General features: G+C 61.3%; 13 protein-coding genes. 10 read left to right on the forward strand and 3 right to left on the reverse strand.

The window, feature by feature from the left end; translation table 11 throughout:
- The 4 genes from ftsA to ADADOO_RS12570 all read left to right on the forward strand — a co-directional run.
- On the forward strand, positions 1 to 1,026 hold a 1,026-nt coding region (gene ftsA / locus ADADOO_RS12555; protein WP_511277845.1), incomplete at its 5' end, for a cell division protein FtsA.
- Positions 1,027 to 1,064: 38 nt separating this feature from the next.
- Positions 1,065 to 2,246 carry a cell division protein FtsZ gene (gene ftsZ / locus ADADOO_RS12560; protein WP_226401756.1) on the forward strand — a complete coding sequence of 394 codons (1,182 nt, stop codon included), beginning with the start codon at positions 1,065 to 1,067 and terminating at the stop codon, positions 2,244 to 2,246.
- Between the two features lie 83 nt (positions 2,247 to 2,329).
- Entirely contained in the window at positions 2,330 to 3,247 is a 918-nt protein-coding gene (lpxC, locus tag ADADOO_RS12565) for a UDP-3-O-acyl-N-acetylglucosamine deacetylase (protein WP_511277846.1), read from the forward strand.
- A gap of 6 nt (positions 3,248 to 3,253) precedes the next feature.
- Positions 3,254 to 3,442 (forward strand): hypothetical protein, encoded by a 189-nt coding sequence (locus tag ADADOO_RS12570; RefSeq protein ID WP_511277847.1) that lies wholly within the window; start codon positions 3,254 to 3,256, stop codon positions 3,440 to 3,442.
- On the opposite strand, the gene ADADOO_RS12575 is transcribed toward ADADOO_RS12570, so the two are convergent.
- A complete protein-coding gene (locus tag ADADOO_RS12575) occupies positions 3,429 to 3,863 on the reverse strand; it encodes a DciA family protein (RefSeq protein WP_511277848.1) in 435 nt (144 codons plus the stop codon). The genes ADADOO_RS12570 and ADADOO_RS12575 overlap by 14 nt on opposite strands.
- Before the next feature lie 10 nt (positions 3,864 to 3,873).
- Between ADADOO_RS12575 and ADADOO_RS12580 the strand changes: the two genes are divergently transcribed.
- The 4 genes from ADADOO_RS12580 to ydiK all read left to right on the forward strand — a co-directional run bounded on the left by ADADOO_RS12580 (position 3,874) and on the right by ydiK (position 10,025).
- Positions 3,874 to 4,794 carry a M23 family metallopeptidase gene (locus tag ADADOO_RS12580; RefSeq protein WP_511277849.1) on the forward strand — a complete coding sequence of 307 codons (921 nt, stop codon included), beginning with the start codon at positions 3,874 to 3,876 and terminating at the stop codon, positions 4,792 to 4,794.
- 112 nt (positions 4,795 to 4,906) lie between these two features.
- Entirely contained in the window at positions 4,907 to 7,615 is a 2,709-nt protein-coding gene (gene secA, locus ADADOO_RS12585; protein ID WP_511277850.1) for a preprotein translocase subunit SecA, read from the forward strand.
- A gap of 59 nt (positions 7,616 to 7,674) precedes the next feature.
- On the forward strand, positions 7,675 to 8,901 hold the full coding sequence (gene argJ, locus ADADOO_RS12590) for a bifunctional glutamate N-acetyltransferase/amino-acid acetyltransferase ArgJ (protein ID WP_511277851.1): 1,227 nt from the start codon (positions 7,675 to 7,677) through the stop codon (positions 8,899 to 8,901).
- Positions 8,901 to 10,025 carry an AI-2E family transporter YdiK gene (gene ydiK, locus ADADOO_RS12595; protein ID WP_511277852.1) on the forward strand — a complete coding sequence of 375 codons (1,125 nt, stop codon included), beginning with the start codon at positions 8,901 to 8,903 and terminating at the stop codon, positions 10,023 to 10,025. Before argJ ends, ydiK begins: the two co-directional genes overlap by 1 nt.
- On the opposite strand, the gene ADADOO_RS12600 is transcribed toward ydiK, so the two are convergent.
- Positions 9,981 to 10,574 (reverse strand): class I SAM-dependent methyltransferase, encoded by a 594-nt coding sequence (locus ADADOO_RS12600; protein WP_511277853.1) that lies wholly within the window; start codon positions 10,572 to 10,574, stop codon positions 9,981 to 9,983. The genes ydiK and ADADOO_RS12600 overlap by 45 nt on opposite strands.
- A complete protein-coding gene (apaG, locus tag ADADOO_RS12605; RefSeq protein ID WP_511277854.1) occupies positions 10,571 to 10,954 on the reverse strand; it encodes a Co2+/Mg2+ efflux facilitator ApaG/CorD in 384 nt (127 codons plus the stop codon). The genes ADADOO_RS12600 and apaG overlap by 4 nt, the downstream gene beginning before the upstream one ends.
- A gap of 40 nt (positions 10,955 to 10,994) precedes the next feature.
- Between apaG and rpe the strand changes: the two genes are divergently transcribed.
- Together rpe and ADADOO_RS12615 are read left to right on the forward strand one after the other, a co-directional pair.
- Complete coding sequence (gene rpe / locus ADADOO_RS12610; protein WP_511277855.1) at positions 10,995 to 11,696, forward strand: ribulose-phosphate 3-epimerase; 702 nt, start codon at positions 10,995 to 10,997, stop codon at positions 11,694 to 11,696.
- Positions 11,696 to 11,963 (forward strand): HAD hydrolase-like protein (locus ADADOO_RS12615; RefSeq protein ID WP_511277856.1); only part of this gene is annotated, 268 nt, incomplete at its 3' end. The genes rpe and ADADOO_RS12615, both read left to right, overlap by 1 nt.

Below are 11,963 nucleotides of genomic sequence, written 5' to 3' on the forward strand. Positions count from 1 at the left end.
CTGATGGCCGACTGCAAGGTGACCAACGTGTACACCGGCATCGCCGGCAGCCACATCAAGAGCTTCAACTCGAACGGCATGGTGGCGATCAAGGACAAGGAAGTCACCACCAGCGACGTCGAACGCGTCATCGAAACGGCCAAGGCGATGCCCATTCCGGCCGATCAGGAAATCCTCCACATCCTCACCCAGGAATTCGTCATCGACGGCCAGGACGGCATCCGCGAGCCGATCGGCATGAGCGGCATGCGCCTGGAAGTGAAGACCCACATCGTCACTGGCGCCGTTTCGGCGGCCCAGAACATCGTCAAATGCGTGCGGCGTTGCGGTCTGGAGGTTAATGACCTCGTGCTGCAGCCGCTGGCCTCCAGCTACGCCGTGCTCTCCGAGGACGAAAAAGATCTCGGCGTCTGCCTGATCGACATCGGCGGCGGCACGACCGACATCGCCGTGTGGACGCAGGGCGCCATCCGCCATACCTCGGTCATTCCGATCGCCGGCGACCAGGTCACCAACGACATCGCCATGGCGCTGCGCACGCCGACCCGCGAGGCCGAGGACATCAAGTGCAAGTACGGCTGCGCCCTGTCGCAGCTGGCCGACATCAGCGAGAACCTCGACGTTGCCGGCGTCGACGACCGGCCGAGCCGCAAGCTGTCGCGCCGCGCCCTGGCCGACGTCATCCAGCCGCGCGTCGAGGAACTCTACGAATTGATCCAGAACGAACTGCGCCGCGCCGGCTTCGAGGAAGTGCTCTCCTCCGGCATCGTGCTGACCGGCGGCGCCAGCGTCATGCCGGGCATGGTCGAGCTGGGCGAGGAAATCTTCCACATGCCGGTCCGCCTCGGCAACCCGAAATACACCGGCAGCCTGGCCGATGTCGTGCAGAGCCCACGCTTCTCGACGGCTTACGGCCTGCTGCTCGAAGCCCAGGCGCAGCGCAAGCGTGGCCAGAAGATCCAGGAAAAGCAGGGCTTCAAGGATGTCTTTGACGGCATGAAGTCGTGGTTTGCCAAGAATTTTTGATTTGTTGTTGAACAGTTTTTTCAGAGGAGGTAGTCATCATGTTTGAGATCATCGAGAAAGACGAAGATGCCGGTACCATCATCAAGGTATTCGGCGTGGGTGGCGCGGGTGGCAATGCCATCGAGCACATGATTCGCGAAGGCGTCAGCGGCGTTGAATTCATCGCCGCCAACACCGACGCCCAGGCGCTCAGCCGCAATGCCGCATCGAGCAAGCTGTCGCTCGGCAAGACCGGCCTCGGTGCCGGCGCCAAGCCGGAAGCCGGCCAGGCCGCCGCCGATGCGCATCGTGAAGAAATTCGCGCCTCGCTGGAAGGCGCCCACATGGCCTTCATCACCGCTGGCATGGGCGGTGGCACGGGTACCGGCGCAGCGCCGGTCGTCGCCGAAATCGCCCGCGAAATGGGTATCCTGACCGTTGGTGTGGTCACCAAGCCGTTCAGCTTCGAAGGCAACAAGCGCATGAAGTCGGCTGAAGCCGGCATCGCCGAATTCTCCAAGCATGTCGATTCGCTGATCGTCATCCTCAATGACAAGCTCATGGAAGTCATGGGCGATGACGCCGATGTCGACGATTGCTTCCGCGCCGCCGACGACGTGCTGAAAAATGCCGTTGGCGGTATCGCTGAAATCATTACCTATCCGGGTCTGGTCAACGTCGACTTCGAAGACGTGCGCACCGTCATGGGTGAAATGGGCCGCGCCATGATGGGCTCTTCCGCCGCTGCCGGGGTTGATCGCGCCCGCATCGCCGCCGAGCAGGCCGTTGCCTCGCCGCTGCTCGAAGGCATCAACCTGTCCGGCGCCCGTGGCGTGCTGGTCAACATCACGGCGGCCAAGGGCGGCCTCAAGATGAAGGAAGTCAACGAAGTGATGAACACCGTCAAGGCCTTTGCCGCCGACGATGCCCACATCATTTTCGGCGCCGTTTATGACGAGCTGATGGGCGATGCCCTGCGCGTCACCGTCGTCGCCACCGGCCTCGGCCAGGTTGCCGCGGCCCGTGCCCGCCAGCCGGAAGTATTCACCCAGCCGGTTCTCGTTCAGGCGACTGGTACCAGCGATGCCGTCGCCTTCTCGAACGGTCCGGCCATTGACTACAACCAGATGGCCGATGTCCCGGCCGTCGTCCGCAAACGCAATGTGACCGTCGAGGCATTGGCCAACAGCGGTGTCGATCGTTACGACATTCCGGCTTTCCTGCGTAAGCAGGCGGATTGAGGTAACAAAAACTCTCTCTGAAAAAGGGTGGTGGCGGCTTGTGTTACAATCCGCCACCTTCCCCAATCATTCAAGTACTTAGCATGCTCAAGCAACGCACGTTGAAGACCGTCATCCGCGCCTCCGGCGTTGGCCTGCACGGTGGCGTCAAGGTCAACTTGACCCTGCGCCCGGCCGCTCCGGATACCGGCATCGTCTTTCGTCGCGTCGACCTGCCCGAGCCGCTCGATATTCCCGCCACGGCTTTCATGGTCGGCGATACGCGCATGTGCTCCTGTCTGGAAAAGGACGGGGTCAAGGTTGGTACCATCGAACACCTGATGTCGGCCCTCGCCGGCCTTGGCATTGACAACGCCTGGGTTGATCTGGATGCGCCGGAAGTGCCCATCCTCGACGGGTCGGCTGCACCGTTCGTTTTCCTGATCCAGTCCGCTGGCATCGAGGAACAGAACGCGGCCAAGAAATTTATTCGCGTTACCCAGCCGATCGAAGTGCGTGACGGCGACAAGTGGGCGCGCTTCGAGCCTTACGACGGTTATCGTCTGACCTTTTCCATCGTTTTCAATCATCCGGCCATCGACAAGTCGGCCCAGAAGGCTGAAATCGATTTCGCCGAGCAGTCCTACACCCGCGAAATCTCGCGCGCCCGGACCTTTGGCTTCATGCAGGAAGTTGAATACCTGCGTGAAAACGGCCTCGCCCTTGGCGGCGGCCTCGAAAACGCCATCGTGCTCGACGAATTCCGCGTCCTTAATCAGGACGGCCTGCGTTACGGCGACGAGTTCGTCAAACACAAGATTCTCGACGCCATTGGCGATCTCTACCTGCTTGGCCATCCGCTACTCGCCGCCTATTCGTCGCACAAGGGCGGTCATGCCATGAACAACCAGTTGGCCCGTGCCCTGCTCGAACACCAGGACTGCTGGGCAATCGCCACCTTCGAAGAAGCCGCGCACGCGCCGAGTGGCGTCACCCGCTGGCTCGCTCAAGCGGCCGCCTAAACGGCCATGTGGCTGCTACGTCTGCTGGCGGCCATCCTAGTAATCGGCATTGGTGCCAGCCTGCTGATCTACACATTTACCGGTAATCGCTATTACCTGAGCTTGAGTGGCCGTCTGCTTAAATACGGCATCGTTTTCGCGCTGGTCGTTTTTGCCCTCATGTTCATTGAGCGCCTGGCGACTATTCCGCTCTAGCGGCACGCTTCAGAAGATTGTCCAGCGCCTTGCGGAGCGGCCCTTCCGGTAGCTTGTCAGTGGTTGCCTGCAACATCCCGATTGCCTTGTCGGAGAGCGGCTTTTGCGTGTAACTCATTGATTGGGAAGGAATTTGGCGGGGTTGTACTTTTACCTCGATGCCGCTACACTCCGCCCCGCCTTTTGATAATTCGTTGCTCAAGCGCTGACTTAACTGGCGAATCTTGGCAGCGACCGCGCCGTTATCGGCGTGGATAATGATTGTCCCCAACTTGTAATTGGCAACGTGAGCCGAGTGGCGCAGCCCTACCGGGGCGACCGCTTCGAAGCGACGCGAGAGCTTGAGCAGCAACCGGGCGTGGGCCATGACCCTGCCGGCGGCGGCGTCCTTGTCGAGATAGTGCTCAGGCCCTTTGTACATTGGAGGTTCCATGCAGATTATTCTGGTTTCGCGCCACCTCAAGGCAGCGAGAACAATCACCATTATGCCTCGCCATGTGTTGGCCGCGCTGTTCGTCTTTTTTGCCCTGGTCTTTTCGACTTCGGCATTGTTCTCATGGTTGTCTGTTCACCTGCGCCTGCCGCTGGTCGAAGATTTGATGCTATCCATGCAGCAACAGGAGGCCAGGAAGACGCGGGAGCATCTCAACAACAATCTGCAGTTGATGGCGACCCGCTTGGGCGAGTTGCAGGGCAAGGTGTTGCAGCTCGACACATTGGGCGAGCGCATGTCCGGGTTGGTTGGTATCAAGCGCCCGGCGGCGGCCGAAGTGACCAAGTCAGGTCAGGGCGGTCCGTATATTGCAGCGCCGATGTCGGCCATTGAGCTCCAGCGGGAAATTGATCGACTGGCCGGTGCGGTGGATGAACGCAGCGATGATCTGGCTTTCCTGGAATTCAAGCTGCTCGAAAAGCGGGTCAGGGATCGCCTGTTGCCGACGATATTGCCGGTCAAGGATGCGGTCCTGGGTTCGCCGTTCGGTCATCGTAGCGATCCGTTTGCTGGCCTGCGTTCGATGCACGAAGGCATTGATTTTTCTGCCGAGACGGGTACGCCAGTTGTGGTTGCGGCTGACGGTGTGGTGTTGTCGGCAGCGCTCCATTCTGAATACGGCAATCTGATCGAGGTTGATCATGGCGAGGGGCTGACCACCCGCTACGCTCATTTGTCGCGCATGGATGTTCAGGCTGGCAGCCTGATCAAGCGAGGTAGTCAGATCGGCGCCGTTGGTACTACCGGTCGGTCGACCGGGTCGCATTTGCATTTTGAGGTGCGCATGCTCGGCGTAGCCCAGAATCCGGCGAATTTCCTCAAGCAGGGCGATGAATACGCGCTGGTCAAGCGCCGTTAAGCTGAGACGACTTCCCTTGATTTAGGTCGCCATCATCGGGCCAAGGGGGCGTGTTAGAATCGTCGCTTTGCCGCACTGCGCAAAACCCGCCGCACAACCCAATTCCATCGCGATGATACCCGGCCTACTCAAAAAGATTTTCGGCAGCCGCAACGACCGGCTGATCAAACAATATTCTCTGGCAGTCAAGCGCATCAACGCCTTTGAGCCAGCCATGCAGGCGCTCAGTGACGAGGCCTTGCGCGCCAAGACGGACGAATTCCGCCAGCGCCACGCCAATGGCGAATCGCTCGATGCGCTGCTCCCCGAAGCTTTTGCAGTGGTCCGCGAAGCTGGTGTCCGCGCCCTCGGCATGCGCCATTTTGACGTCCAGATGATTGGCGGCATGGTTCTGCATGACGGAAAGATCGCCGAAATGCGGACCGGTGAAGGCAAAACGCTGGTCGGTACGCTGCCGGCTTATCTCAACGCCATTTCCGGCAAGGGCGTCCATGTCATTACGGTGAACGACTACCTGGCAACCCGCGATTCGGACTGGATGGGGCGTTTACACCGTTTTCTCGGGTTGACCGTGGGCGTCAACCTGTCGCAGATGGATCACGAAGCCAAGCAGGCTGCCTACGCGGCTGACATCACCTACGGTACCAACAACGAATTCGGCTTCGATTACCTGCGCGACAACATGGTCTATACGGCCGGCGAGCGCGTGCAAAGGACGCTGAATTTCGCCATCGTCGACGAAGTGGACTCGATCCTGATCGATGAAGCCCGCACGCCGCTGATTATTTCCGGCCAAGCCGAAGACCAGACGGATCTTTACCTGCGCATGAAGGACGTCGTTCCCAACCTGACGCGGGCGATGGAAGAAAACGGCGAGGGTGACTACTGGGTCGACGAAAAGGGCCACCAGGTTCATCTGTCGGAAGCCGGCTACGAACATGCCGAGCAGTTGCTCGCCGAGTATGGCCTGCTGGCCGATGGCACCAGTCTTTACGATGCCGCCAACATTACGCTGATGCATCACCTGAACGCCGCCCTGCGCGGCATGACGCTGTTTCACAAGGATCAGCACTATGTTGTGCAGAACGGTGAAGTCATCATCGTCGACGAATTTACCGGTCGTCTGATGGTTGGGCGGCGCTGGTCCGATGGTCTGCATCAGGCCGTCGAGGCCAAGGAAGGCGTGCAGATCCAGGCCGAGAACCAGACGCTGGCTTCGATCACCTTCCAGAACTACTTCCGGATGTATAACAAGCTGGCCGGCATGACCGGCACGGCCGATACCGAAGCTTACGAATTCCACCAGATCTACGGTCTGGAAACGGTCGTTATCCCGACGCATCGGCCGATGGTCCGCAAGGACATGAATGACCTGGTCTACAAGACCGCCGACGAGAAGCACACGGCGATCATCGCCGACATCAAGGATTGCGCCAAGCGCGGCCAGCCGGTGCTGGTCGGCACGACCTCAATCGAGGCATCGGAGCTGCTCTCCGGCTTGCTCGACAAGGAAAATCTGGCGCATCAGGTCCTCAATGCCAAGCAGCATGCCCGCGAAGCGGAAATCGTCGTCCAGGCCGGTCGACCGGGGATGGTGACCATCGCCACCAACATGGCCGGTCGCGGTACCGACATCGTGCTCGGCGGCAATATCGAGAAGCCGCTGGCCGCCATTCGCGACGATGAGTCGTTGCCGGCAGCCGAGCGTGAGGAGAAAGTCGCCGCGATGAAGGCCGAGTGGCAGGATGTGCATAACGCCGTGCTCGCCGCCGGTGGCCTGCACATCATCGGCTCCGAGCGTCACGAGTCGCGACGCATTGACAACCAGTTGCGTGGCCGGGCCGGTCGTCAGGGCGATGCCGGTTCGTCGCGCTTCTACCTGTCGCTCGACGATCCACTTTTGCGCATCTTCGCCGGCGAGCGCCTGCGCGCCATCATGGACAAGCTGAAAATGCCGGAAGGCGAGGCGATCGAGCATCCGCTCGTCACCCGCTCGCTGGAATCCGCACAGCGCAAGGTCGAAGCCCGCAACTTCGACATCCGCAAGCAATTGCTCGAATACGACGACGTCTCCAACGACCAGCGCAAGGTGATCTACCAGCAGCGCAATGAGCTGCTGGAAACGGACGATATTTCCGAGACCATCACCGCTATGCGCCAGAGCGTCATCGCCGATGTCTTCCGTACCTACGTTCCGGCCGAGTCGGTCGAAGAACAGTGGGACATGGAAGGCCTCGAGCAAGCCTTGGCCACCGAACTGCAGATCAATGCCGCGGTTGCCCAGTGGTTCAAGGATGAGCCGACGCTGTCGGACGAGGAAATCCTGGCCCGTATCACCAAGGAAGCTGACGAAGCTTATCGGGCCAAGGTCGAACTAGTCGGCGCGACCAACTTCCAGCAGTTCGAGCGCAATGTCATGTTGCAGAGCCTCGACAGCCACTGGCGCGAGCATCTGGCCGCACTCGACCATCTGCGTCAGGGTATCCATCTGCGCGGTTACGCCCAGAAGAACCCGAAGCAGGAGTACAAGCGCGAAGCTTTCGAGCTGTTCGAAGGCTTGCTCGACCTCGTGCGCAAGGAAGTGACCCGCATCGTCTTCACCGTGCAGATTCGCTCGCCGGAAGATGTTGAGGAAACCGCCCCGCACGCCGATGTGCAGAATGTCCAGTACCAGCACGCCGGGTTTGACGAGGCGTTGGGCGATGCGGACGAGGCGCCGCCACAACAGCCGGCCGACACCGGGCCGAAGGTTGGGCGCAACGATCCCTGCCCCTGCGGATCGGGCAAGAAATACAAGCACTGCCACGGAAAGCTGTCCTGATTTTTGCTGATTCCCCCAAGGCACCCGCGAGGTGCCTTGATGCTTTTGGAGCCATGAGAATGCCAGTCAATTACGCCACCCCTGCCGCCGATCAACTTTTCCCGGTCGCCGGGGTTCGTCTCGGTGTTGCCGAGGCCGAAATCCGCAAGAAAAACCGTCGCGACCTGACGCTGGTGGCGCTCGATGCTGGTTGCACGGTCGCCGGCGTGTTCACCCAAAACTGTTTCTGCGCGGCGCCGGTGCAGATTTGCCGCAAGCATCTGGCTGCGGGGAATGAAATCCGTGCGTTGGTCGTCAATACCGGGATCGCCAACGCCGGGACCGGCGAGCCGGGGCGTCAGGCGGCGCAGGAAAGCTGCGATGCGGTCGGCGAATTGCTCGGTATTTCGGCCGGGCAGGTCTTGCCCTTCTCGACCGGCGTCATTTTGGAACTGTTGCCGGTGGACCGCATCAAGGCCGGCTTGCCTGCCGTGTTCGCCGACCTCAAGGCCGACAACTGGCACGCCGCGGCGCACAGCATCATGACCACCGACACCGTTGCCAAGGCGGCATCGCGGATTGTCACGGTCAACGGGAAAAAAGTGACCATTTCGGGAATTTCCAAAGGCGCCGGCATGATCAAGCCGAACATGGCAACTATGCTCGGTTTCCTGGCGACGGATGCCGGCATCGCCCAGCCTTTGCTCGAAAAGCTCGTCAAGGAGGCGGCTGACGCCTCGTTCAACTGCATCACCGTCGATGGCGATACGTCGACCAATGATTCCTACGTGATGATCGCCACCGGCCAGTCCGGCGCCAGCTTTGCTGCTGAAACTGATGCTGGCTGGGCCGAGGTCAAGGCGGCGATCATTGCCGTTTCCGTCGAACTGGCCCAGGCCATCGTCCGCGACGGCGAAGGCGCGACCAAGTTCATCACCGTCGCCGTGCAGGGCGGCAAGGACATCGAAGAGTGCCGCAAGGTCGGCTATGCCATTGGCCATTCGCCGCTGGTCAAGACCGCTTTCTTTGCCTCCGACCCCAATCTTGGCCGGATTCTGGCGGCCGTTGGCTACGCCGGTATCACCGACCTCGATGTCGATGGCGTCAAGGTCTGGCTGGATGATGTGCTGGTTGCCGAACAGGGCGGCCGGGCCGCTGCCTACAAGGAAGAAGATGGCGCCCGTGTGATGGCGCAGGCCGAAATCACGGTGCGCGTCGACCTTGGGCGCGGCGCCGCTCAGGCCAATGTTTATACCTGCGACTTCTCCTACGATTACGTCAAGATCAACGCCGACTACCGGTCCTGATGACTGAAATCCGCCGGGACCTCGCCCGCAACACGCTGGCCATCCTCTGCATTCTCGGGTTAATTGGCCTGTCGCTCTGGGTGCTGCTGCCATTCCTGGCGGCAACGGTCTGGGCGGTGATGATCGTGGTCGCCACCTGGCCGCTGTTCAGGTCGCTCGAAACGCGCCTGGGCAATCGGCGCGGGCTAGCGGTGGCGATCATGTCGGTGGCCATGTTGCTGCTGCTGGTTCTGCCGCTATGGCTGGCTATCGACACCATTTTTGACCATTCGGCCCAGTTGACCGCAGCAGGCAAGTCGTTTGCTGCCAACGGCCTTCCGCCACCGCCGACCTGGGTCAAAACGGTACCGCTGGTTGGTGAGCGCATTGCCGCCGGATGGGTGCAGCTCGACGCGGCAGGAACGACGGGTTTGGTCGCCAAAGTTACGCCATATGCGGCCGATACGGGAAAGTGGGTACTCGCTCAGGTGGGCAGTGTCGGCGGCATGCTGATCCAGTTTCTCCTGGTCGTGACGATTGCCGCCATTCTCTATTCCGGTGGAGAAACCGGGGCGCGCATGGCGCGGCGTTTCGGCCGCCGGTTGGCTGGCGAGCGCGGTGAGAATTCGATCATCCTGGCCGGTCTGGCGATTCGTGGCGTGGCACTCGGTGTCGGCATCACTGCCATCGTGCAGACCGTGCTCGGCGGTATCGGGCTGGCCGTGGCCGGCGTGCCGTTCGCCGCGCTGCTGTCGGCCGTCATGCTCATGCTGTGCATCGCCCAGATCGGGCCGATGCTGATTTTGCTGCCGGCCGTCGGCTGGATGTTCTGGATGGATGCCACCGGCTGGGCGACGGCGCTGCTCGTGTGGAGCCTCGTCGTCGGTAGCCTCGATAATTTCCTGCGCCCGATGTTGATCAAGCGCGGTGCCGATCTGCCGCTGCTCCTGATTTTCGCCGGCGTCATCGGTGGCATGCTGAGCTTCGGCCTGATCGGTATCTTTGTTGGCCCGGTCGTGCTAGCCGTGACCTACACGCTGATGCTGGCCTGGATCGAAGATGCGCTGGGCAAGGATGAGCCGGAACACGAGCCGCCCGGTTCAGAGTTTCCGGAGCCGGATCATCCGGAACCAGCCGCCGGCTAAGGCTGGCTGGTCGTGTTCCAGCGTGAGGCCGGGCGCTTCGCTGAGTAGGTCTTCAAAAACCACATCGAGCCGGGTCGCCACCCGGCGTACCAGCGGGTTGATCAGCCGACGCAGGATGGCCGATTGCCCACGACGCAAGAACTTGTCGAAGACGAGGACCTGCCCACCGGGTTTCACCACCCGCTCGATTTCCGCGAAGCAATGGGCCGGTTGCGGTACGACAGCCAGAATCAGGTGGAGCACGGCGCTGTCGAACGAGGCATCGGCAAACGGCAGGCGCTGGGCATCGCCCTGCACCGGCACGAAATCGACGTGGCCGGCCCGGGGCAGGGCGCGGCGCAGCATGGCCTGATTGAGGTCGAGGCCGACGTAGTGGTGTTGCGGCGCCAGGTGTGGCAAATCGAGCCCGGTGCCGACGCCGGCCAGCAACACGTGCCCCGCCTCCTTTGGCAGAGCCGCCAGGCTACGCGCTCGCGCCGCCTGCGTGGCCCGGGCAATCGCCGCATCGTAAAACGGGGCGATCAGCGTGTAGCTGTATTTCAGGCTCAATGCAGGGCGCGCGGGCTGGCCAGGACGAACTCGGGAATCTCGGCCTCGAAATGCGTGCCGTCCTCGGCCACCATCTGGTAAGTGCCTTTCATCGTGCCGATGGCCGTCGTCAGCGATGAGCCGCTGGTGTATTGAAAGCTTTCGCCCGGCTGCAGCAGCGGCTGCTTGCCGACGACGCCGAGGCCGCGCACTTCCTGCACTTCGTTGTGGCCGTCGGTAATGATCCAGTGCCGCGAAACGAGCTGGGCCGGCATGCTGCCGACGTTCTTGATGGTGATCGTGTAAGCAAAGATGTAGCGGTCATTTTCCGGGTCGGACTGTTCCGGGATGAACTGCGGCATGGGGTGAATTTCGATTTGGTACTTGTCGGTGTCGGGCATGGGATAATTTCGTCTATCTGCTTTTGTTCAGGGAAACATCATGTCAGCCAAAGATTACGTCATCGCGCCGAGCATTCTGTCCGCCAATTTCGCCAAGCTGGGCGAAGAGGTAGCCAACGTCATTGCCTCGGGCGCCGACTGGATTCACTTCGACGTGATGGACAACCATTATGTTCCCAACCTGACCATCGGGCCGCTGGTGTGCGAGGCCATTCGCCCGTGCACCACAGCGCCGATCGACGTGCATCTGATGGTCAAGCCGGTCGACCGCATCATCCCCGATTTTGCCAAGGCCGGGGCCAATATCATCACCTTCCATCCGGAAGCCTCCGATCACGTCGACCGCAGCCTGTCGCTGATCCGCGATGCCGGCTGCCAGGGCGGGCTGGTTTTCAACCCGGCGACACCGCTCGATTACATGGATTACGTCCTCGACAAGATCGATGTCATCCTGCTCATGAGCGTGAACCCCGGCTTCGGCGGCCAGAAATTCATTACCGGCACGCTGGCCAAGGCCAGGCAGGCGCGGGCCAAGCTCGATGCCTACGAAAAAGAAAGCGGCCGGCGCATTCGCCTGGAAATCGACGGCGGCGTGAACACCGCCAACATCGCCGAAATCGCACGTGCCGGTGTCGATGCCTTCGTCGCCGGTTCTGCTGTTTACGGCGCCGGCAAGGACAGCGACCCGCATCGCTACGATTCGATCATCGGCGCGCTGCGCAGCGAACTGGCCAAAGTCTGATGCACTTCCACTCTGTCACTTTCGACCTCGACGGCACGCTGCTCGACACCATCGCCGATCTGGCCGAAGCCTGTCGCCTGATGCTGGCCGAAGTCGGCGCACCGCCGCGCACGCAGGCCGAGGTGCATAGCTTCGTCGGCAAGGGCATGGCCGTCCTCGTCGAGCGCTGCCTGACCGACGGGCAACCGCCGTCCGACGAGCAACTCCACGCCGCCATCGAATCCTTCAAACGCCACTATTCCACGGTCAACGGGAAATTTTGCCAAA

Source organism: Azonexus sp. (genome assembly GCF_036170495.1).
Classification (GTDB): domain Bacteria; phylum Pseudomonadota; class Gammaproteobacteria; order Burkholderiales; family Rhodocyclaceae; genus Azonexus.